Raw genomic sequence first — 20,092 nt, 5'->3', positions numbered from 1 at the left:
AAGTATCAGCTTGTTGTAAAAATGCGGTTTTGAAATTGAAATTCCGCAGTACTGAATTATAAATTTGAACTCTGAAACCTAGGCTCAGCAAGGATTTGAGATTGTTTATACAAAAGAGGAGTTGTATTTTTAATTTTCTTAAAGGTTGAAAAGAAAGTGGACTTGGAATTAAATCCTACTTCATACCCGATCTCCTCAATTTTTAAATAAGACCCGTTTTCTATTTTTTCACAGGCTTCATTGATCCTGTATTCATTGATACAGGTAGAAAAACTTTTCCCCAAATTATCATTCAACAATTGGGACAGTTGATGAGTAGACATATTCATTCTTGAAGACAGGTCGCTCAATTTTAAATTCGGATTTTTATAGAGTTCTTCTGTATCCATTAATCTCTCTAATCTTGATACAAAACTATCCACTTGTTCTCCGGAAATCTTTTTATTGGAATACTTTTCTGTTTCTTTTACCGGAAGCTGCTGATATTTCTTGTTAAATAAAATCAAAAAATTGGCATACAGCACAAATGAAAACACGAGACTTCCTCCTGCACAGTATATCTGTACCCAGCCCGTTGATAGCAGCTGATAGCTAAGAAATATAATCACATTGCTGACCAGAATCGGAAGTACAAAGTTATTCGGACTTTTAGGGTGCTGCTTAAGCAAAATATAATACTGATAGACTGTAAGAAATATAAATACAGACCAAACGGTATAGATAAAAGTACCAAAATAGTTATCCCACGTAATGGGAAACACTAAATACAATAAACCAACAATTCCTAAAATAAGAGTTAATATCCCAAACCATTTCTGACAGTCCTTCCAATCAAACTGATCCTGCTGGAAGGAAGATTTCACATAATAATATAAAGCTGGTCCGGTAAAAAATAAGGCTGACAGCCCTAAATGCGCGATAATTCTGGGTAAATCAGGATAAAAATAAAAGCATACAGAAATCATTACTCTTGAGCTTAGCATTAAGAGAAGAATTCCAAGGAAAAAATCCGGAGGGTATTTCAGTTTTTTAATAAACAGCAGATAGAAGCCCAGCAGAAGTCCGTTGAATGCTCCTACTGCGCTGAAGAAAAATAACATCTGTTCTCCAAAAGTCATTGGGTATTAATTTTTTACAGTAGTAAATTTAATCAATTTATTATATTATATTTTGTAAAAATTAAAAATATCTTTCTCTTTTTTAGGATTCTTTTTCCAGCCTTTTCAGGATCAGTGTCCGTAAGCGCTCATTATGGTCATCCCCCCATTTCCCTAGTGTAGCAATAACCGGAATCAATGTCTGTCCAAATTCTGTAAGCCTGTATTCTACTTTTGGAGGTACAACGGGATAAATCTTCTTTGTGACAAGTTCATGCTCTTCCAGTTCTTTTAACTGAACATTCAATACTCTGCGGGAAGCATCTGGAATTTTCCGCTGCAATTCACTGGGTCTTTGAAATCCTTCATTAATAAACCATAGTAAACGGATTTTCCATTTGCCATAGAGCACCTCAGCAATCAGATCAAGCCCGCAGTTCAGATTGGGTGGGATTTTTCTTTCGTACATAAAACAAATGTAACACAATGAGGTGAGATCACAATAAGGGATTAATTTATCACTATGTGATTCGTAAGACCGTACTTGTAAGAGCCTGTTATACTCCTGAAATTTGTACAAAAAAGAAATCATGACAGAATCATTTAATTTCAACAATGAATTATCAGGTAAGATTGCTTTGGTAACGGGTGGGACAAAAGGAACCGGAAAAGCTATTGCTGAAAGATTACTAACCGCCGGTGCCACTGTAATTATTACTGCAAGAAATCAGTCTGAAGAGATGAATAATCAGCTTCATTTTATTTCAGGAGATCTGAGTAAGGCAAAAGACACGGAAAAACTGGTAAGAGAAGTGTTATCTACTTTTGGTAAGCTTGATATTTTAATTAATACATTGGGTGGCTCAGAAACGCCTGGTGGCGGCTTCTCTGTTCTGAATGATGAAGACTGGGAAAATACAATTCAGACCAATTTGTTGGCACCCGTTCGTTTAGACAGAGGATTTCTTCCGCAAATGTTGGAACGAAGGGAAGGTGTGATCATTCATATTGCGTCCATTCAGGGAAGACTGCCTTTATTTGATTCCACATTACCCTATGCTGCTGCCAAGGCCGGACTGATCAATTACAGCAAAGGTTTATCAAAAGAAGTTTCCCCGAAGGGAGTCCGTGTACTTACTGTTTCTCCAGGCTGGATCATGACTTCATCTGCCATCCGAATGATGGAGCGTATTGCTAAAAGTTCAGAAACTTCAATAGAAGAGGCAACTCAATGTGTCATGGATGCGTTGGGTGGAATTCCGATCGGTAAGCCTGCCCAGCCAGAAGATATTGCAGAATTTGTTGGTTTTTTAGTTTCTCCACGGGCACAATATTTAACAGGAACCGAATATGTAATAGATGGTGGTACTATTCCTACAGTTTAATCATTTAAAAATAACAATATGAACTTACCTAACATTTTACAGGAATTTTTAAAGGCACAGAAGCTCTTTGACAGTACAACTTTTTCCAATTGTTTTTCTGAACAGGCATCCGTATTTGATGAAGGAAAAATATACACGGGAAAAGAGGAAATAAAGCAATGGAATGAAAAATCTAATCATGAATACAAAACCTTGTTTGAAGTAAAAGATTTTTCGGAGAAGGATAATACAACTGTTTTAAGAATCAAAATTTCCGGCTCTTTCAGTGGTAGTCCGGTAGTGCTGAATTTTCATTTCCGGTTGAAAGACCATCTTATTATGGCGTTAGCTATTACTGAATAAGTTGTAAAAAAAAGAATCCCAAAGTTTGCTTTGGGATTCTTTTATGGTATAAGCAAATATTATCTGCTTGCGATGTCAATGTAGTTTCTTTCCTGAGCACCTTGGTAAACCTGTCTTGGTCTTCCGATTGGGTCTCCTTTCAATCTCATTTCTTTCCACTGAGAAATCCATCCTGGAAGTCTTCCTAATGCAAACATTACTGTAAACATCTCTGTAGGAATTCCTAACGCTCTGTAGATGATTCCTGAATAGAAATCTACATTTGGATATAGTTTTCTTTCAATGAAGTACTCATCTTCAAGTGCTACTCTTTCTAACTGCATTGCAATGTCAAGAGCTTTATCCTGAATACCAAGTGCAGTAAGGATATCGTCAGCAGCTTTCTTGATGATTTTCGCTCTTGGGTCGAAGTTTTTGTAAACTCTGTGTCCGAATCCCATTAGACGGAAGCTATCACCCTTATCTTTAGCTTTAGCAACATATTTAGATACGTCACCACCATCTTTTTCAATAAGTTCAAGCATTTCGATTACCGCCTGGTTAGCTCCACCGTGAAGTGGTCCCCAAAGTGCAGATACCCCAGCAGAGATAGAAGCGAAAAGACCTGTGTGAGCAGAACCTACCATTCTCACTGTAGAAGTAGAACAGTTTTGTTCGTGGTCTGCGTGAAGGATTAATAATTTATCTAAAGCATTTACAACTACCGGATCGATTTCGAAATCAGCGTTTGGTAATCTGAATGCCATTTTGTAGAAGTTCTCTACATAGTTTAGGTTGTTATCACCGTGGTTTAATGGTAAACCTTGAGTTTTTCTGTAAGTCCAAGCACAAAGGTGAGAGAACTTAGCGATCATCAGCTCAGCAGCATGATCCATTTCTTCTTTAGAATTTACGTTAACGGCTTTCGGGTTGAAAGCTGTTAAAGCAGAAGTCATAGAAGATAAAACTCCCATAGGGTGAGCAGAACGAGGAAAAACATCAATGATTTTTTTCATTTCGTCTGCGATGAAGTTATATTTTTTAATATTGTTGTCGAATGAAGTAAATTGATCCTGAGTAGGTAATTCTCCATGTAATAAAAGATACATTACTTCTGTGAAGTTAGATTTCTCAGCAATCTGCTCGATTGGATAACCTCTGTAGAACAATTCTCCTTTATCTCCGTCTAAGTAAGTGATGTCGCTAATAGTAGCTCCTGTATTTTTGTAACCTAAATCCAGAGTGATCAAACCTGTCTGGTCTCTTAATTTTGAAATATCAATCCCTCTGTCTCCGATAGTACTATCCACGATAGGATATTCATATGAATTACCGTCGTAATTCAATATTACTTTGTTGTCTGACATTATTTATTTATTTTTTTTAAATATACCACTTTCCATAAAATACGGCAAACTAAAAATTTCGCTTGCCGTGATTTATAAATTCGATTAATTATCTTTTGATTTTAAAAGCTTCCAATCCTGGGAAAATTGCAGTTTCACCTAAAGCTTCTTCAATTCTCAATAATTGATTGTATTTAGCCATTCTGTCTGATCTTGAAGCTGAACCTGTTTTGATCTGTCCACAGTTCATTGCTACCGCTAAATCAGCAATTGTAGAATCTTCAGTTTCTCCTGATCTGTGAGACATTACTGAAGTGAACTTGTTGTTCTGAGCCATTTGTACAGCAGCCATTGTTTCAGAAAGAGAACCGATTTGGTTTACTTTTACAAGGATAGAGTTCGCAATATTTTCTTTTACTCCTCTGGATAGTCTTTCTACGTTGGTTACGAATAAATCATCACCTACAAGCTGTACTCTGTCACCGATTTTATCAGTTAACATTTTCCAACCCTCCCAGTCATTTTCCTGCATACCGTCTTCAATGGAAATGATTGGGTATTTTGCAGCCAGCTCAGCTAAGTAAGAAACCTGCTCGCTGCTTGAAAACTGAGCTGCGTCCTGAGTCTGGAATTTTCTGTAATCATAAATTCCGTCTTTGTAGAATTCAGAAGCCGCACAGTCAAGTGCTAACATAATGTCGTCACCTGGCTTATAGCCTGCTTTTTCAATTGCCTGAAGCAATGTATCCAAAGCATCTTCAGTTCCTTTGAAAGTAGGAGCAAAACCACCTTCGTCACCTACCGCAGTAGATAAACCTCTTGAATGAAGAATAGATTTCAGATTGTGGAAAATTTCAGTTCCTTTTCTCAATGCATGAGAGAAAGAATCCGCTTTTACCGGCATGATCATGAATTCCTGGAATGCGATAGGAGCATCTGAGTGAGATCCACCATTTATTACATTCATCATTGGAACAGGAAGCGTGTTTGCATTCACTCCACCTACATATTTATAAAGTGGCATTCCCAATTCTGCAGCAGCAGCTCTTGCTACGGCCAAAGAAACACCAAGAATAGCATTAGCACCAAGATTTCCTTTGTTAGCCGTTCCGTCAAGATCAATCATAATCTGATCGATATAATTTTGTTCGAAAACCGGCTGTCCCACTAAATTCTCTGCAATTACTTCTTTTACATTTTCAACAGCTTTCAGAACTCCTTTCCCTTGATATTCTGAACCACCGTCACGTAATTCTACCGCTTCGTGTTCTCCTGTAGATGCTCCTGAAGGTACAGCAGCACGGCCCATTGCCCCGCTTTCTGTAAATACATCTACTTCAATGGTAGGGTTACCTCTGGAATCTAAAATCTGTCTTGCTTCTATATAAGAAATTGCACTCATTTTTTATTTTTTTTAGTTTAGACAAATTTAATCAAAATTTAACTTTTAGGGGTATTTCGAGGGATTTTTTTGATATAAATCCAAGTTAAATTTTAGTTAATTTATATTATGATAATTCTACAATTTATTTGTGAAGAATTGCCGATTTAAAATAGGGAAAGAATGATAAAAAAACTCACCTTTTAAAATTGTAAAGATGAGTTTTTCATTATGTAATTATTATACTATTCTTTTTTCATTACATCAAAATTGAAACTGACATTTAAGAAACCAAAAAGATTATTGTTTTTAATATCATATTTTAAAATCAATGGAACCCAAAGGTTTTTTAAAATTCTTATTCTTAAATCTGCATTGGCTAAGAACTGGTCATTTTTTTCATCTGTCATTATTCCTGAAACAATTCTTTTATATTCAAAATTAGGTTTAAGTTCCACGATAGATCTCTCTTTAGTTTCCCAAATCGAAATATTCAATCCTAACTGTGATGAAAATTCTTTTCGTTTTATAACCGATGTCGTGATACTGTCTTTTGCTTTAAACTGATTTCGGAAGTCTATTTCCAACTTACTTCCCTTCTTAGATTTCAATCCTTGCAGATAAACCAAATTGGCATCAAACTCGTCTAAAAACTTAGAATCCTTTTGAAAATTACTATGAAATCCTACAGTTAATAAAGGTCTCCTTTTTACTCTTCCCAATTCATTTTGAAAAGTATCTAAAAATTGTTTAGCTTCTACTCCATCTTGCTCTTCCAGCAATATCTTTTTAAAATCCTCCGGCAGATTATCTATGGGCAGGTAATATTGTTTTTCAATAGAAGCTTTTGCTAATTTCTCAATTTTTTGGTAGTTTTCAGAAGTTGCTACGTTTCTATATTTTTGTAAAGCAAAAATTAAAGCGGAACTTAGCTTGGCAAAATATTTACCGGATTCATACTCTTCTCTGGCTAGACTGGCTATGGTTGTATCTCTTTTATTAATGATCGCCCAATCAAAGCCATAATTAAATCCCTTAAATTTATAATCATTATCAAGGTTCAGTCCTATTTGTATCTGAAAATTCCTATAAAAGGTTTCTCGTTTACTTGTATAATTATAGTCAATTAATAAAGTACTATCAACTTTTGATCTCAATGAAAAAATGTTTGCTTTAAATTGAAAAGATTTGTTTTCACTTGTTAATCCTTTAAAAGAAGCCTGCATATAATCAGTCAATACATCTTTCCAGTTTCCTGATTTTGTTTCTTCAATTTTATTATAAAAACTTTCTGATTTTAAATCTTTTTTTGCAAAACCTCCATTTTGGGCACAAACCAATAATGCATTAAAAAGAAATAGAATAATCCCTAATTTATATATAAGTGTTTTCATGATCCTTTTTTATTATTTACTTTAAAATGATACGTTAACAAATACCCATTCCCTTTTCTATTTGCAGGATTTAAATCAGAATCTTCACTAAGGGTAATATCTCCATCGATTTTTATTCTTGTATTTCTTTCCGTTGATAAAGGATTCGATCCAATTATATAAAGATCATATTCTGCATCTTCATTCAACTCAAATTCCTCAGAAAAAGTTCCGTTTTCTGTTTTTTCAAAAAGAGGAACTGTGCTTCCTTTTTTAAAAATTTTATAAATAATTCCTAAAATTGAAGCTCCACCCGTTACTGTAATATTCAATGTTATAGTTTTCATAATGTCTAGTTTTTTAAGTTGTTTATTTTCTCGGTGTAGGAGATAGAAGACCCGCTAAGGCGCCTATGGCTCCTGACGAAATGGTAGCAAAGATTGTCACCAGTTGATTGTCTTTGGGCTGTCCGTTACTCCATGCGGAAATAAGAATAAGCCCTGCAATGATGCCAATCACTGCTAACCCGAGCATAATCACTATAATTCTATAAATCCAAAAATCTGTTCCTCTGGGATTTCTAATTTCCACATCCCTTATAGCCTCTATAGGATTATTTTTAAATTTCTCCTGAAGATCACTGTTGTTTTTTAAAGCAGCTTCTAAATCTCCAATACTGTCATTAATAAGAGTTTTCATGGCTTTTGGTTTTTATATATCAAATTTCCCTCTAAAAAACACACCAATCAATTACACAAAGGGGTAATTTTCATACACTTATTTTAAAAACCAGACATGTTCCAGGGTTTTCAGATAAAATATTACATTCACCGGATAATTCATTCATTCTTCTTTTCATATTCCGGAGGCCATTTCCTTTTGGCTGATCATCCGGAATTCCAGTTCCATTATCTGAAATTTTCATTGAAAAGCAATTTTTTTCCTGTGAAAATGAAAGTTTCAATACATCTGCATGGCTGTGCTTGTATACATTATTCACCGCTTCTTTTAAACAGAGGAAAAGATTACGCCTCATTTCTGTGGAAACAGGGGTTTCAGCAATGATATCATTACATTCTGAATGCAATACTATTTTTGTTTTCTTTAAAAAATTTCCGGTATACAGTATTGCATAATCAATAAAACTGCCTAGTGTGTCATTCCCTGAATTCAGACTCCAAAGCATTTCTCTCATAGAGATATTCATTTCTTCAGAAGTTTTCAGAAGTTCATCTATATCACTTTGCAGATCACCATCTTCTGCTTTCTGTTTTAAAAACTCTGCCTGAAGTTTCAATGCGGAAATCCCTGCTCCGAGATCATCATGCATATCGTGGGAAATACGTTCCCGCTCCTGTTCCAAAATTTTTTGTTTTTCGAGTTCTTTCTGAAGGAGCTGGTTTTGGTGTTCGGCTTCTTTGAGTTGCTGTTCTTTCAGATACAGAAGCTGTTTTCTATTGTACATTAATACGACGAAAATTGTAAAAGCAGCCAAGAGCACAACTAAAAGTAATGCGATTAAAAAAATAAGTTTTATTTCTGAAGGTAAAGACTTCATTTTTTATCCATTGAGTTATATTTATGTAAAGCAATATAAAATAAACCACCGCATACAATATTGATTACATTTAATATTTGTTTCAGCAGCTTTAGAAATGGCTTATCAATTTCATTCAGCAGATACATGGGAATAATTCTGAAAAGAAAAAAACAACTCCATAAAAGTATTGAGGTTGAGATCCAAAAGACAGGATCATCTGTAATTTTCGATTTATTAATATTGTTTAATTTATAACTGCACCAATATAATACCTGTAATATATTGATAACACAATATGTGACAGCAATATTCAAATTATATTTATCAACATAAAAAAGCTCAATATTCAATAGTATTACTATTACAATGATGGTAGATATCGTAAGAGCTATTTTCTTGTTTTTAATATGTCGAAAATAAAAAATGATAAAATAGAAAGTATTGAAAAGATTCAGATAATTATACTGAATTGATCTGGTTGAAATAATATTAATTTCTGAAAAAAAATCTACAACAAAATTTACGACCAGATACAACAAAAAATAGTCTTGAGAGGACAATTTTCTTCCTCTCAAAACTATTAGACCTTTTATTAAAACAATAAAAGAAATTATATAGTAAGCTGTAATAAGCATCTTATGGCTCTAAACTTCCCTGATCGTAATATGGAAAATCTGCGCTAAGTAATTGTTTATTATTATCTGATGGCATGGTTGCAAGATATATTGACTGTTTCCCACTTCCAAAACTTACCGTCTTTTTTCTTCCAATACATGGTATGAAGTCAAGTCTAGAAATATTTTTTTTAAGGCAACCTTCCAAATACATGTGTATTCTATCAATGTACTGTTTTACAAGGATCAACTCATAACGTATACAGTTTGCTACATAAGCGTCATTGGATACGTTAGTGAGGATTCTCCCTAAATCTGTATTATCAAAGCGTCTCAAATGGTTTTCATCTACCTCATAATATCTATCCAGGTTAAAAACAAAATAATGTTTATCCAGTTTGGTTGTATCTGATGCCTCATGGAAGGAAAGGCTTGCATATAAATATCCTTCTATACTTTTCAGTGATGATTGATTTTCAGGCATGATTCTGGAAAATTCACTAATTTCATTCTCTGGAAGTTGTCTAAAAGAGATCTTCATTATTGTATACCCCTCATTCAAATGGTCTCTTACAAGGGTTTCAAATAAATTAAAATCTATGTACAATTCTTGAGTAATATCAGGAGCCCGCTGTTCAAACAATTCTCTGTTCTTTATAAATTCTTCATCTCCTATAGGATGTGTTACGAAAAATTCCACACCATTCTTTGTAATATAATCCTTTATCCATTGCTCACGTTCTGTAAACTCCTTCATTTCATAGAAATCCTTAATTGCTCCTGCCTTTTGCTTAGCAATAATCTCAGCTTCCAAAGCACATTTAAAATCATGCAATTCTTTTTCCATTGTTTCTTAGTTTTTTGATTGGTTAAATTTATTAATAGCCTCCACTTTATTGTTTACGTGAAGTTTTCTGTAGATATTTCCGACATGTTTTTTTACTGTATCAATGCTGATACATTTTTTGTCTGCGATCTCTTTATAAAGAAGTCCCTCCGAAAGAAGGTCAAGAATTTCTTTTTCACGCACTGTAAGTTCATCGAAGCCTTTAATTTCGGGAAGTTTTCGTTCAAAATGTCTGAGAACTCTTCGGGCAATGGAAAAACTCATAGGAGCTCCACCCTGATATACATCACGGATTGAAGAAAGGATTTTATCCATACTTTCTCCTTTTACAAGATAGCCCATCGCACCAGCTTTTAAAGAATTAAAAATCTTCTCATCATCATCAAAGCTGGTACACATGATAAATTGTGTATTGGGCATGTCTTTTCGCAGTTTTTCTATGATTTCAATTCCCAGCATATCTTGTAACTGGATATCCATCATCACTACGTCCGGGGAAATAGCGGGGAGGTTTTGCATGGCATCATTTCCATCAAAAAACTGAGCAATTACCTTCATATCCTGTTGGTAATTGATGACTTTCTTCAACGCATTGTTGTAGTTTTTTTCGTCCTCTACTATGGCGATGGAAATGCTCATGACTTTGTTTCTTTGTAGCAAATTTCAACAGAAAACAAATTGAAATCAATTACACCTTTGTGTAATATTGATTTTGGAGTTTGTAATTATGGTTAAGTTTTTTTAGCTCTATTAAATTTAATCAATTTCTCATTTAAAAACCAATATTAATATAACTATTTCATAATAAATTAAAACACAAGTCACAAAGTCGTAATAAAACCTTTAAAACAGAGAATTATTCCACAAGACAATCAAGTATAGGATGATCAATGCTGCTTACTGTATTATGAGATTCAATTTGTTCGAAGATTTGAATCAGATTCCTGCCTTTCTTCAACCAAACTCCAGGAATGTAAAGAGTCAGCTGCGGCCCTACTTTACTCCAGTATCTTCCTGCATTTTTTCCGTTGATAAAAACAATTCCTTTTCCAAAATTTCTCATGTCAAGAAAAGTATCTCCTGTCTCATCAAGTGTAAATTCAGCTTCCTGAATTACGGGTGAGTGAGCTGCAATCTCTTTTTGTTTAAAAGTATGTTTGGGAAAAGTATCGAAAGGCATTGGAAGCATTTCCCAGTTTCCGGAGACTTCAGTTCCGTTGATTTTTACTGGACTGATAATGCCTTTTAAATTATGGACAATCTCTGCTCCATAATTGATCCTACCCATATTTTCAACCAGAATTTCCAATCGGTCTCCTGATTTAATTTCAATATCAAGATCATATTTTTTGTTCACCCTGTTCAATTCTCCTTTCCATCTGCCATTGATGTATATGTTGGCATAATCACGTAATCCTTTTATCTCTAATTTTCCTTTCGTATCATTATCAAATTTTCTTCTGTAGAGAACATATCCGTTTCTGATATTCAAATCTTCAAATGTAAGCGGTTTATCACTCACAACAGGTTTCTGACGATCAGTAAGATCAAAGAGGCAATTTATTTTTGAAAATTTAATAGTGGGAATAGTGATGACTTTCATTGGCTTTGGAACATCAGGAAGCTTATTCTGATGTATTTTTTGGAAAACTTCTCTCAGCGCATTATATTTTGGAGTAGCCCATCCTGCTTCACTGATGGGAGCATCATAATCATAGCTTGTAAGATCCGGCTGGATATCATGATCCCTATCGTAATTTGCACCGCTGGTAAATCCAAAGTTGGTTCCGCCATGAATCATATAATAATTAAAAGAAATTCCATTTTTTATATACAGCTCTGTTTGCTTTACCACTTCTTCTGTAGAAACCTTAACAAAAGGTTCTGCCCAATGATCCAGCCATCCGGGGTAGTATTCGGCAACCATGTAAGGACCCTGTCCTCCATTATATTCATTGATGCTTTTCTTTAAAATATCAATATCACCTTCCCCGTTTGCTGTTGGTATCGCTCCTTCAATAGAACCGCCTTTAAAAAGTGAGCTTCCATCTGAAGTAAATAACGGAACCGAAACTCCGCTGTTCAAAAGCATTTCTTTTATCTTGTGGCTGTATTTTCTATGCTCTTCGAGAGGAATATCTTTTCTTTGGGCAACATAGGAACCAAACTCATTTTCAGCCTGAACCATAATCACCGGACCACCATTACTCATCTGCATGGGTACTATTTGTTTTGCCAGCTGATTAATATATTTTCGGCATTCTTCCAGAAAAGCTTTATTATCTCTTCTTATCTCAAGATCTTTATATTTTTGCAGCCACCAAGGATACCCACCAAATTCCCATTCCGCACAAACGTAGGGTCCCGGTCGAATAATAACATACAAACCGACTTCTTGTGCTGTTTTTATAAACTTCTTCAAATCTTTTTCACCCGAAAAATTCCATTTTCCTGGAGCCTCTTCATGATAATTCCAAAAAACATAAGTGGTAACCGTATTCAAACCCATTGCTTTCATCATCTCCAGCCGGTGCTTCCAGTATTCTGACGGAACCCTCGGATAGTGCATCTCCCCGGAATACACTGTGAACGGTTTCCCATTTAAGATGAAATGTCCATCCTTAATTTCAAAATTTCCTTTTTGTGAAAACATAGTATTAAAGGAGAAAAAGAAAAGAATTATGTATAAATAATGACTAAAATTTCTCATATTGTAAGGCATGATTTTTGTAAAATTAAAATATAAAAATCATATTGAATATCAAATAATATAATCATGAAAAAAAGTCTTTTAGCACTAGGTGCTGTACTTACATTAACAGCTATCGGCTGCAAAAAAAATGAGAGTGGAAATAAAAGTGTTATCAAAACAGACAGCTCAACAACTGTAGTTACAGATAACAATGGAAAAATAGATTCGTTAACACAAAGTTCTTCTACAGTAGATGTAAACGGACAGAAAATTGAAAAAACAGATTTTGTTTATAAAGCTACAGACGGAACATTAGTGAAAGTAGTATTCAAAAACGATCCGAAAGAAAGTACAGTAGCCATTACCAGCAACAAGAAAACATTTACATTACCTAAGACAGAAACCAAGGGTGGTGAAACAATTTACAAGAAAGATGATATGACAGCAAGGGTAAAAGGAGACAGCCTTCACCTTGAACAGGGTAATAATCTTATTGAATTGAAAAGAACAAAGATCTAAAATAGCAATGTCCCTCAATATAGAGGGACATTTTATTCTAAGTAATGAAAATAAAAAAACCATCCGGATTCCGGATGGTTTTTTTTATATATCTGAATGAATATTATTCTTCAGTTTTTTCTTCAGTAGTATCAGCTTTAGCTTCTTCTACTTTTTCTTCTACTACAGGAGCATCAGCAACTACTGCTTCAGCTTTTTTTGTAGTAGCAGTTGATCTTCTGCTTCTTCTTGTAGCTTTTTTCTCTTCAGCATTAGGATTGTAAAGCTCGTTGAAATCTACTAATTCGATAAGAGCCATATCAGCAGCATCACCTGGTCTGAAACCTGTCTTAATGATTCTTGTATAACCACCGTTTCTTTCAGCGATTTTAGGAGCTACAGTTCTGAATAATTCAGCAACCGCAAATTTATTTTGAAGATAAGAGAATACTATTCTTCTGTTGTGTGTAGTATCTTCTTTTGCTTTTGTTAATAGAGGCTCAACATATACTCTTAAAGCTTTAGCTTTAGCTACAGTAGTGTTGATTCTTTTATGCTCAATTAGAGAACAAGCCATATTAGAAAGTAAAGCACTTCTGTGAGAAGCTGTTCTTCCTAAGTGATTGAATTTTTTACCGTGTCTCATTATTAATTATTTATCAGCGTCTAACTTATATTTTGCAACGTCGAAACCGAAGTTAAGACCTTTTGAATGCACTAATTCTTCTAGTTCTGTCAAAGATTTTTTACCAAAATTTCTGAATTTCATCAAATCAGACTTACTGTAAGAAACTAATTCTCCAAGAGTTTCTACTTCAGCTGCTTTTAGACAGTTAAGGGCTCTTACAGAAAGATCCATATCTGCTAATTTAGACTTAAGAAGTTGTCTTGTGTGAAGTGTTTCTTCATCGTACTGGATAGATGCTTTTACAGCTTCAGTTTCAAGCGTGATTCTCTCATCAGAGAATAGCATGAAGTGATAAATTAATATCTTAGAAGCTTCTGTTAAAGCATTTTGAGGGCTGATAGACCCATCAGTTTCTATATCTAATACAAGTTTTTCGTAGTCTGTTTTTTGCTCTACACGATAATTTTCAATGCTATATTGTACTTTCTTGATCGGCGTAAAAATAGAGTCGATAGCAATAGTTCCTACAGGAGCATTGTTTGACTTATTTTGTTCAGAAGGCACATACCCTCTGCCTTTTTCAATATTGAAAGTAATTTCGAAAGTTACATCACTGTTTAGGTTGCAAATCACTAAATCTGGGTTTAAAACCTCAAATCCATTGATAGACTTTCCTAAATCACCAGCAGTAATAACCGTCTGACCTGAAACTTTAGCAACAACCTGCTCGTTAGCCTGGCCTTCTGCTGCAGCTTTTAATCTTACCTGCTTAAGGTTAAGAATAATTTCGGTAACATCTTCGATTACTCCTGGAATAGTTGAAAATTCGTGCTCTACACCTTCTATTTTGATAGATGAAATAGCGTATCCTTCCAGAGAAGAAAGCAACACTCTTCTCAAAGCATTACCGATTGTAAGCCCGAAACCTGGTTCTAAAGGTCTGAATTCGAATTGACCTTTAAATTCATCAGAGTTAAGTAAAATTACTTTATCGGGTTTTATGAATTGTAAAATTGCCATATTATTGGGTTGAGCAAAAATTTGATTAAAAAATTATTTAGAGTAAAGTTCCACGATAAGGTTCTCCTTAATGTCCTCCGGAATTTGGATTCTTTCAGGAGCAGAAATGAAAGTACCTTCTTTCTTCTCATCGTTGAATTGTAACCACTCATAGTTTGACTTAGAAGCCAATGCATTGGTAACAACCTCAAGAGACTTAGACTTTTCTCTTACAGTGATTACATCACCAGCTTTTACCAAGTAAGAAGGGATATTAAGAATTTCTCCGTTCACAGTGATGTGTCTGTGAGAAACTAATTGTCTTGCACCAGATCTAGTTTTAGCAAAACCTAATCTGTACACTACGTTATCCAATCTTGATTCACAAAGTTGTAATAGAACTTCCCCTGTTACTCCTTTGCTTCTGTGTGCTTTTTCAAATAAGTTAGCAAACTGTCTTTCTAAAATACCGTAAGTATATTTAGCTTTTTGTTTTTCAGCTAACTGAACTGCATATTCTGATTTTTTAGCACCTCTTCTTTTGTTAGGACCGTGTTGTCCTGGCGGTTGGTTTTTTCTTTTTTCGAAGTTTTTATCATCTCCGTAGATTGCAGCACCAAACTTTCTAGCAATCTTAGTTTTAGGTCCAATATATCTTGCCATAATGGGTAAATTCTAAAAATTAAACTCTTCTTCTTTTTGGTGGTCTACATCCATTGTGCGGCATTGGAGTCACATCAATGATTTCGCTAACTTCAATTCCTGAATTGTGAATAGATCTGATTGCAGATTCTCTACCTGCACCTGGACCTTTCACAAACACCTTTACTCTTCTTAATCCAGCTTCATGAGCTACAGCAGAGCAATTTTCAGCTGCCATTTGAGCAGCAAAAGGAGTGTTCTTTTTAGAACCTCTGAATCCCATTTTACCGGCAGATGCCCAAGAGATAACCTCTCCACTTTTATTTGTTAAAGAAATGATGATGTTATTGAAAGAAGCTTGAATATGTGCTTCACCAATAGCTTCAACTTTTACTTTTCTTTTTTTAACTACTTTACTTTGTTTTGCCATAATTCCTAACGATTATTTACTTGCCTTTTTCTTGTTAGCAACTGTTTTTCTCTTTCCTTTACGGGTTCTAGAGTTGTTTTTCGTTCTCTGGCCTCTTAAAGGTAATCCTAGTCTGTGACGTATTCCTCGTTGGCATCCTATGTCCATCAATCTCTTGATGTTCAATTGCACTTCAGATCTTAATTCTCCTTCTACTTTAACGTTTTCAGAGATATATGTTCTGATTGCAGCCAATTCATCGTCATTCCATTCGTTGACTTTCTTGTCTTCGCTGATACCGGCAGCTTTAAGGATTTCGGAAGAAGTATTTCTTCCTACTCCATAGATGTAAGTTAAACCGATAACACCTCTTTTGTTTTTTGGTAAATCAATACCTGCAATTCTCGCCATAATTTAATGTTAGCCTTGTCTTTGTTTAAATTTTGGGTTCTTCTTGTTGATTACGAATAGTACACCTTTTCTGCGTACGATTTTGCAATCAGCGCTTCTTTTTTTAATTGATGCTCTTACTTTCATTTTGATAGTATTTATTTTTTACAAATGCCAAATGGAAAGTGTATTCCATTTGGCTAATTGTTTTAATATCTAAATGTGATCCTCCCTTTTGTTAAATCGTAGGGAGACATTTCTAGTTTTACCTTATCACCAGGTAAAAGTTTAATATAGTGCATTCGCATTTTACCTGAAATATGAGCGATAAGAATATGCCCATTTTCAAGTTCTACACGGAACTGAGCGTTCGAAAGTGCTTCCGTTATAACGCCGTCTTGTTCAATATGTTTTTGTTTTGCCATAAATTAATATCCAGTCGTTCTAGACAGTTTAGACTGCATTAAGCCATCATAGTGATGATTCAGCAGATATGTATTAATCTGTTGAACGGTATCTAAAATTACACCTACCATAATTAATAGTGACGTTCCCCCGAAAAATAAGGCAAACGCATCTGTCTGAACAAAGCTTCCATGCACAATTGCCGGAAGGACTGCAAAGATAGATAAAAAAATTGCACCTGGCAAGGTAATTTTTGATAAAATATCATCTAAGTAATCTGCTGTCTCTTTCCCTGGTCTTACTTTCGGTACTAAACCTCCATTTCTCTTCAAATCATCAGCCATTTGGTTCACCGGAATTGTAATTGCAGTATAGAAAAACGAGAAGATAATAATTAATAGCGCAAACAATACATTGTACTGCCAGCTAAAAACATTCTTGAAACCTGCAAGAAAAGTGTTAGACTCATCGAATTTTGTTAATAATCCTGGTACGAACATCAATGCCTGAGCAAAGATAATCGGCATTACACCAGCAGCATTTACTTTCAACGGAATCCATTGTCTTGCGCCCTGCATAAGATTTTTGTTTACACCTCCTCTTGCTTGAGCTCTGCTTACATACTGAATTGGAATTTTTCTAACAGCCACAGATAAAATCACGGCTAAAAGAACAACTACCATCCAGAATAATACTTCAATAAGGATCATGATAGATCCCATTCCTCCTTTTCCGTTCTGCACGGCCATCTCCTGTACGAATGCTTCAGGTAATCTTGAAAGGATTCCCACCATAATAAGGATGGAAATACCATTTCCGATTCCTTTGTCGGTAATCTTTTCACCTAACCACATTGCGAATACTGAACCAGCAACCAAGATAACAATACTTGGCAACCAGAACATGATAGAATTTGGCTCTACAAAATATGCAGATTGGAACTGAGCATACGGTAAGAATAATTGAGTAATAGAAGTTAAATAAGAAGGTGCCTGTACCAGACAAACTCCAATTGTTAACCATCTTGTAATTTGGTTCAATGTATTTCTACCTGACTCTCCATCTTTCTGAAGCTTCTGAAGATAAGGAATAGCCATTCCCATCAACTGAACAATAATAGAAGCAGAAATATAAGGCATGATACCCAACGCCATTACGGAAGCGTGGCTGAAAGCTCCCCCCGTAAACGACGAAAGCAAGCCAAGGAGACCTGCTCCTTGCTTGTTACCGCCTTGATTTTTATAATGCTCTAAGAGATCTCCCACCTCTGCAAGGTTAATTGCAGGAAGTGAGATATAAGATGCGAATCTATACACAAGGATAATACCTAACGTAAAGAGAATTTTATCTCTTAACTCCTTTAGGCTCCATATATTTTTAAGTGTTTGTATAAATTCTTTCATTAGTAAGTATTATAAGGTAATTGCTTTTCCACCTGCTTTAGCAATAAGCTCTTCAGCAGACTTAGTGAATTTGTCAGCAGAGATTGAAACCGCAGATTTCAATTCTCCTCTACCCATAATTTTCACTAATTCGTTTTTAGAAACTATCCCGTTTTCTACTAAAACTTCTTTCGTGATATCTCCAGTGATGGATTTGTTCTCGATTAAAGTTTGAATAGTATCAAGGTTAATTCCTCTAAACTCTTTTCTATTTACGTTTTTGAATCCGAATTTAGGTAATCTTCTTTGTAAAGGCATCTGTCCACCTTCGAAACCGATTTTCTGAGAATAACCAGCTCTAGCTTTCTGACCTTTGTGTCCTTTTGTTGAAGTACCTCCTTTTCCACTACCTTGACCTCTACCAATTCTTTTTGAGTTGAAAGTAGATCCTGCAGCAGGTTGTATATTGTTTAAATTCATTTTAATTCTCTTTTATAAAATTATTTTTGAACTTCAAGTAAGTGGCTTACTGCAGCTACCATTCCTAAGATAGAAGGAGTAGCTTCATGTTCTACAACTTGGTGAAGTTTTTTTAATCCTAATGCTTCAAGCGTTCTCTTTTGGGTTTTTGTTCTACCAATAGCGCTTCTTACTTGCTTTACTTTAATTGTTGCCATTGTTTTAATATTAACCGTTAAACACTTTACTTAGAGAAATTCCTCTCATTCTTGCGATCTCTTCAGGTCTTCTGATATCCAATAACGCTTTGAAAGTAGCTTTCACCACGTTGTGAGGGTTAGAAGATCCTTTAGATTTTGAAAGGATATCGTGAATACCAGCAGATTCCAATACCGCTCTTACCGCACCACCGGCGATAAGTCCTGTACCGTGAGAAGCAGGTCTTAAGAAGATATCTGCACCACCGTATCTAGCAGTAGTTTGGTGAGGAATAGTATGGTTCATTACAGGAACTTTCACAAGATTTTTCTTAGCATCTTCAACTGCTTTAGCAATTGCAGAAGCAACCTCTTTAGATTTTCCTAAACCAAAACCGATAATACCTTCTTCATTACCTACTACAACAATAGCAGAAAATCCGAAAGCTCTACCCCCTTTAGTTACTTTTGTTACTCTGTTAACAGCTACGAGACGATCTTTTAATTCTAATCCTCCCGGTTTTACTCTTTCTATATTATCTAGTCCTAACATATTTTCCGAAATTTAATGATTAGAATTTAAGTCCACCTTCTCTCGCACCATCAGCTAGAGCTTTTACTCTACCGTGATATACGAAACCGTTTCTGTCAAATACAATACTTTCGATTCCTGCAGCGATAGCTTTAGCAGCGATAGCTTTACCAACAGCAGCAGAAATTTCAGTCTTAGTACCTTTAGCGTCTACACCTTTTTCTCTAGAAGAAGCTGATGCTAAAGTTTTACCATTTTTATCGTCGATTAACTGAGCGTAAATTTCCTTATTACTTTTATATACAGATAATCTTGGCAATTCAGAAGATCCAGAGATTTTCCCTCTTACTCTTCTTTTGATTCTTATTCTTTTTTCTAATTTACTTAATGCCATAATACTTATAATTTATTAAGCAGATTTACCAGCTTTACGTCTAACAATTTCTCCTACGAATCTTACACCTTTTCCTTTGTATGGCTCAGGCTTTCTGAAAGAACGGATCTTTGCAGTAACCATTCCTAGAAGTTGTTTGTCGTGAGACGCTAAAGTAATAATTGGGTTTTTACCTTTTTCAGTCAATGTATCAACTTTTACTTCACTTGGAAGTTCTAATACGATACCGTGAGAGAATCCTAAAGCTAACTCAAGTTTTTGACCTGCGTGAGAAGCTCTGTATCCTACCCCTACTAGTTCTAGTTTCTTTTCGAAACCTTCTGATACACCTACGATCATGTTGGCGATCAACGCTCTGTATAAACCGTGAAGCGCTTTGTGTTGTTTAGAATCAGATGGTCTGTTTACATTAAGCTCACCATCTTTTTGTTCTAAAGTAATTCCTGCCGTAAGCTCCTGAGAAAGTTCTCCTTTTGCTCCTTTTACAGTTACTACACCGTTGTTTTCAGTGACTGTAACTCCAGCTGGAATTGTTATAATTGCTTTACCAATTCTTGACAT

27 protein-coding genes are annotated in these 20,092 nt (G+C 35.0%); 3 read left to right on the top strand and 24 right to left on the bottom strand.

Features of this window, described 5'->3' with window-relative positions; all coding sequences use genetic code 11:
- Positions 1–56: 56 nt before the first annotated feature.
- Together KYG33_RS17170 and KYG33_RS17165 are read right to left on the bottom strand one after the other, a co-directional pair.
- Positions 57–1,118: a helix-turn-helix domain-containing protein gene (locus tag KYG33_RS17170; RefSeq protein ID WP_219072116.1), complete on the bottom strand. Its 1,062-nt coding sequence runs from the start codon at positions 1,116–1,118 to the stop codon at positions 57–59.
- A gap of 82 nt (positions 1,119–1,200) precedes the next feature.
- Positions 1,201–1,566 carry a winged helix-turn-helix transcriptional regulator gene (locus KYG33_RS17165; RefSeq protein ID WP_219072115.1) on the bottom strand — a complete coding sequence of 122 codons (366 nt, stop codon included), beginning with the start codon at positions 1,564–1,566 and terminating at the stop codon, positions 1,201–1,203.
- A gap of 121 nt (positions 1,567–1,687) precedes the next feature.
- Between KYG33_RS17165 and KYG33_RS17160 the strand changes: the two genes are divergently transcribed.
- Together KYG33_RS17160 and KYG33_RS17155 are read left to right on the top strand one after the other, a co-directional pair.
- Complete coding sequence (locus KYG33_RS17160; RefSeq protein ID WP_219072114.1) at positions 1,688–2,482, top strand: SDR family oxidoreductase; 795 nt, start codon at positions 1,688–1,690, stop codon at positions 2,480–2,482.
- An 18-nt stretch (positions 2,483–2,500) separates the two neighbouring features.
- Entirely contained in the window at positions 2,501–2,824 is a 324-nt protein-coding gene (locus KYG33_RS17155) for a hypothetical protein (RefSeq protein WP_077413608.1), read from the top strand.
- Between the two features lie 59 nt (positions 2,825–2,883).
- On the opposite strand, the gene KYG33_RS17150 is transcribed toward KYG33_RS17155, so the two are convergent.
- The 9 genes from KYG33_RS17150 to KYG33_RS17110 all read right to left on the bottom strand — a co-directional run bounded on the left by KYG33_RS17150 (position 2,884) and on the right by KYG33_RS17110 (position 12,614).
- Positions 2,884–4,170 (bottom strand): citrate synthase, encoded by a 1,287-nt coding sequence (locus KYG33_RS17150; protein ID WP_047380612.1) that lies wholly within the window; start codon positions 4,168–4,170, stop codon positions 2,884–2,886.
- 88 nt (positions 4,171–4,258) lie between these two features.
- Positions 4,259–5,551 (bottom strand): phosphopyruvate hydratase, encoded by a 1,293-nt coding sequence (gene eno, locus KYG33_RS17145; RefSeq protein WP_077413607.1) that lies wholly within the window; start codon positions 5,549–5,551, stop codon positions 4,259–4,261.
- Between the two features lie 224 nt (positions 5,552–5,775).
- A complete protein-coding gene (locus KYG33_RS17140) occupies positions 5,776–6,924 on the bottom strand; it encodes a hypothetical protein (RefSeq protein ID WP_219072113.1) in 1,149 nt (382 codons plus the stop codon).
- Positions 6,921–7,250, bottom strand: a complete 330-nt coding sequence (locus KYG33_RS17135; RefSeq protein WP_180565053.1) for a hypothetical protein — start codon at positions 7,248–7,250, stop codon at positions 6,921–6,923. Before KYG33_RS17135 ends, KYG33_RS17140 begins: the two co-directional genes overlap by 4 nt.
- A gap of 22 nt (positions 7,251–7,272) precedes the next feature.
- Positions 7,273–7,602: a hypothetical protein gene (locus KYG33_RS17130; RefSeq protein WP_047380604.1), complete on the bottom strand. Its 330-nt coding sequence runs from the start codon at positions 7,600–7,602 to the stop codon at positions 7,273–7,275.
- A 70-nt stretch (positions 7,603–7,672) separates the two neighbouring features.
- A complete protein-coding gene (locus KYG33_RS17125; RefSeq protein WP_232539048.1) occupies positions 7,673–8,368 on the bottom strand; it encodes a sensor histidine kinase in 696 nt (231 codons plus the stop codon).
- Positions 8,369–9,079: 711 nt separating this feature from the next.
- Complete coding sequence (locus KYG33_RS17120; RefSeq protein ID WP_077413602.1) at positions 9,080–9,904, bottom strand: hypothetical protein; 825 nt, start codon at positions 9,902–9,904, stop codon at positions 9,080–9,082.
- A 6-nt stretch (positions 9,905–9,910) separates the two neighbouring features.
- Positions 9,911–10,543 carry a response regulator gene (locus KYG33_RS17115; protein ID WP_077413601.1) on the bottom strand — a complete coding sequence of 211 codons (633 nt, stop codon included), beginning with the start codon at positions 10,541–10,543 and terminating at the stop codon, positions 9,911–9,913.
- 217 nt (positions 10,544–10,760) lie between these two features.
- Positions 10,761–12,614 carry a glycoside hydrolase family 35 protein gene (locus KYG33_RS17110; protein ID WP_411267030.1) on the bottom strand — a complete coding sequence of 618 codons (1,854 nt, stop codon included), beginning with the start codon at positions 12,612–12,614 and terminating at the stop codon, positions 10,761–10,763.
- Between the two features lie 66 nt (positions 12,615–12,680).
- Between KYG33_RS17110 and KYG33_RS17105 the strand changes: the two genes are divergently transcribed.
- Positions 12,681–13,115, top strand: coding sequence for a hypothetical protein (locus tag KYG33_RS17105; RefSeq protein WP_077413600.1), 435 nt, complete (start codon positions 12,681–12,683; stop codon positions 13,113–13,115).
- A gap of 103 nt (positions 13,116–13,218) precedes the next feature.
- Here the strand turns inward: KYG33_RS17105 and rplQ are convergent, their stop codons facing one another.
- The 13 genes from rplQ to rplF all read right to left on the bottom strand — a co-directional run bounded on the left by rplQ (position 13,219) and on the right by rplF (position 20,092).
- Positions 13,219–13,740 carry a 50S ribosomal protein L17 gene (gene rplQ, locus KYG33_RS17100; RefSeq protein ID WP_077413599.1) on the bottom strand — a complete coding sequence of 174 codons (522 nt, stop codon included), beginning with the start codon at positions 13,738–13,740 and terminating at the stop codon, positions 13,219–13,221.
- Positions 13,741–13,746: 6 nt separating this feature from the next.
- The gene (locus KYG33_RS17095; protein WP_047376582.1) at positions 13,747–14,742 is read right to left on the bottom strand and encodes a DNA-directed RNA polymerase subunit alpha; all 996 of its coding nucleotides are present in this window, start codon (positions 14,740–14,742) and stop codon (positions 13,747–13,749) included.
- 33 nt (positions 14,743–14,775) lie between these two features.
- Positions 14,776–15,384 (bottom strand): 30S ribosomal protein S4, encoded by a 609-nt coding sequence (gene rpsD / locus KYG33_RS17090; RefSeq protein ID WP_047096812.1) that lies wholly within the window; start codon positions 15,382–15,384, stop codon positions 14,776–14,778.
- 19 nt (positions 15,385–15,403) lie between these two features.
- Positions 15,404–15,793 carry a 30S ribosomal protein S11 gene (gene rpsK / locus KYG33_RS17085; protein WP_047376581.1) on the bottom strand — a complete coding sequence of 130 codons (390 nt, stop codon included), beginning with the start codon at positions 15,791–15,793 and terminating at the stop codon, positions 15,404–15,406.
- Positions 15,794–15,805: 12 nt separating this feature from the next.
- Positions 15,806–16,183, bottom strand: a complete 378-nt coding sequence (gene rpsM, locus KYG33_RS17080; protein ID WP_034738759.1) for a 30S ribosomal protein S13 — start codon at positions 16,181–16,183, stop codon at positions 15,806–15,808.
- A 9-nt stretch (positions 16,184–16,192) separates the two neighbouring features.
- Positions 16,193–16,309 (bottom strand): 50S ribosomal protein L36, encoded by a 117-nt coding sequence (gene rpmJ, locus KYG33_RS17075; RefSeq protein ID WP_007839480.1) that lies wholly within the window; start codon positions 16,307–16,309, stop codon positions 16,193–16,195.
- Positions 16,310–16,371: 62 nt separating this feature from the next.
- Entirely contained in the window at positions 16,372–16,587 is a 216-nt protein-coding gene (gene infA, locus KYG33_RS17070; protein WP_034684855.1) for a translation initiation factor IF-1, read from the bottom strand.
- A gap of 3 nt (positions 16,588–16,590) precedes the next feature.
- Positions 16,591–17,970, bottom strand: a complete 1,380-nt coding sequence (gene secY, locus KYG33_RS17065) for a preprotein translocase subunit SecY (protein ID WP_047376580.1) — start codon at positions 17,968–17,970, stop codon at positions 16,591–16,593.
- Positions 17,971–17,979: 9 nt separating this feature from the next.
- Positions 17,980–18,429: a 50S ribosomal protein L15 gene (gene rplO, locus KYG33_RS17060; RefSeq protein ID WP_077413598.1), complete on the bottom strand. Its 450-nt coding sequence runs from the start codon at positions 18,427–18,429 to the stop codon at positions 17,980–17,982.
- A 20-nt stretch (positions 18,430–18,449) separates the two neighbouring features.
- Positions 18,450–18,626, bottom strand: coding sequence for a 50S ribosomal protein L30 (rpmD, locus tag KYG33_RS17055; RefSeq protein ID WP_047376578.1), 177 nt, complete (start codon positions 18,624–18,626; stop codon positions 18,450–18,452).
- Positions 18,627–18,636: 10 nt separating this feature from the next.
- A complete protein-coding gene (gene rpsE, locus KYG33_RS17050) occupies positions 18,637–19,158 on the bottom strand; it encodes a 30S ribosomal protein S5 (RefSeq protein WP_047376577.1) in 522 nt (173 codons plus the stop codon).
- 19 nt (positions 19,159–19,177) lie between these two features.
- Positions 19,178–19,531: a 50S ribosomal protein L18 gene (gene rplR, locus KYG33_RS17045; protein ID WP_077413597.1), complete on the bottom strand. Its 354-nt coding sequence runs from the start codon at positions 19,529–19,531 to the stop codon at positions 19,178–19,180.
- 15 nt (positions 19,532–19,546) lie between these two features.
- Complete coding sequence (gene rplF / locus KYG33_RS17040) at positions 19,547–20,092, bottom strand: 50S ribosomal protein L6 (RefSeq protein WP_219072111.1); 546 nt, start codon at positions 20,090–20,092, stop codon at positions 19,547–19,549.

This window comes from Chryseobacterium sp. D764 (assembly GCF_019317325.1).
In the GTDB taxonomy this organism is placed as follows: Bacteria; Bacteroidota; Bacteroidia; order Flavobacteriales; family Weeksellaceae; genus Chryseobacterium.
The sequence above is the reverse complement of the archived record's forward strand: the minus strand, read 5'-3'. Positions and strand labels throughout refer to the sequence as shown.

Coding starts and splice junctions, on each gene's coding strand:
- KYG33_RS17140 (WP_219072113.1), bottom strand. CDS start 6,924: ATGAAAACACTTATATATAAATTAGGGATTATTCTATTTCTTTTTAAT.
- KYG33_RS17150 (WP_047380612.1), bottom strand. CDS start 4,170: ATGTCAGACAACAAAGTAATATTGAATTACGACGGTAATTCATATGAA.
- rpsE (WP_047376577.1), bottom strand. CDS start 19,158: ATGTTAGGACTAGATAATATAGAAAGAGTAAAACCGGGAGGATTAGAA.
- rplQ (WP_077413599.1), bottom strand. CDS start 13,740: ATGAGACACGGTAAAAAATTCAATCACTTAGGAAGAACAGCTTCTCAC.
- KYG33_RS17110 (WP_411267030.1), bottom strand. CDS start 12,614: ATGAGAAATTTTAGTCATTATTTATACATAATTCTTTTCTTTTTCTCC.
- rplF (WP_219072111.1), bottom strand. CDS start 20,092: ATGTCAAGAATTGGTAAAGCAATTATAACAATTCCAGCTGGAGTTACA.
- KYG33_RS17160 (WP_219072114.1), top strand. CDS start 1,688: ATGACAGAATCATTTAATTTCAACAATGAATTATCAGGTAAGATTGCT.
- rpsM (WP_034738759.1), bottom strand. CDS start 16,183: ATGGCGAGAATTGCAGGTATTGATTTACCAAAAAACAAAAGAGGTGTT.
- KYG33_RS17135 (WP_180565053.1), bottom strand. CDS start 7,250: ATGAAAACTATAACATTGAATATTACAGTAACGGGTGGAGCTTCAATT.
- KYG33_RS17130 (WP_047380604.1), bottom strand. CDS start 7,602: ATGAAAACTCTTATTAATGACAGTATTGGAGATTTAGAAGCTGCTTTA.
- rpmJ (WP_007839480.1), bottom strand. CDS start 16,309: ATGAAAGTAAGAGCATCAATTAAAAAAAGAAGCGCTGATTGCAAAATC.
- rplR (WP_077413597.1), bottom strand. CDS start 19,531: ATGGCATTAAGTAAATTAGAAAAAAGAATAAGAATCAAAAGAAGAGTA.
- KYG33_RS17155 (WP_077413608.1), top strand. CDS start 2,501: ATGAACTTACCTAACATTTTACAGGAATTTTTAAAGGCACAGAAGCTC.
- infA (WP_034684855.1), bottom strand. CDS start 16,587: ATGGCAAAACAAAAACATATTGAACAAGACGGCGTTATAACGGAAGCA.
- rpmD (WP_047376578.1), bottom strand. CDS start 18,626: ATGGCAACAATTAAAGTAAAGCAAGTAAGAAGCGCTATTGGTAGAACA.
- KYG33_RS17105 (WP_077413600.1), top strand. CDS start 12,681: ATGAAAAAAAGTCTTTTAGCACTAGGTGCTGTACTTACATTAACAGCT.
- KYG33_RS17125 (WP_232539048.1), bottom strand. CDS start 8,368: ATGTACAATAGAAAACAGCTTCTGTATCTGAAAGAACAGCAACTCAAA.
- KYG33_RS17115 (WP_077413601.1), bottom strand. CDS start 10,543: ATGAGCATTTCCATCGCCATAGTAGAGGACGAAAAAAACTACAACAAT.
- rpsK (WP_047376581.1), bottom strand. CDS start 15,793: ATGGCAAAACAAAGTAAAGTAGTTAAAAAAAGAAAAGTAAAAGTTGAA.
- KYG33_RS17165 (WP_219072115.1), bottom strand. CDS start 1,566: ATGTACGAAAGAAAAATCCCACCCAATCTGAACTGCGGGCTTGATCTG.
- KYG33_RS17095 (WP_047376582.1), bottom strand. CDS start 14,742: ATGGCAATTTTACAATTCATAAAACCCGATAAAGTAATTTTACTTAAC.
- rpsD (WP_047096812.1), bottom strand. CDS start 15,384: ATGGCAAGATATATTGGACCTAAAACTAAGATTGCTAGAAAGTTTGGT.
- eno (WP_077413607.1), bottom strand. CDS start 5,551: ATGAGTGCAATTTCTTATATAGAAGCAAGACAGATTTTAGATTCCAGA.
- KYG33_RS17120 (WP_077413602.1), bottom strand. CDS start 9,904: ATGGAAAAAGAATTGCATGATTTTAAATGTGCTTTGGAAGCTGAGATT.
- KYG33_RS17170 (WP_219072116.1), bottom strand. CDS start 1,118: ATGACTTTTGGAGAACAGATGTTATTTTTCTTCAGCGCAGTAGGAGCA.
- rplO (WP_077413598.1), bottom strand. CDS start 18,429: ATGAATTTAAACAATATACAACCTGCTGCAGGATCTACTTTCAACTCA.
- secY (WP_047376580.1), bottom strand. CDS start 17,970: ATGAAAGAATTTATACAAACACTTAAAAATATATGGAGCCTAAAGGAG.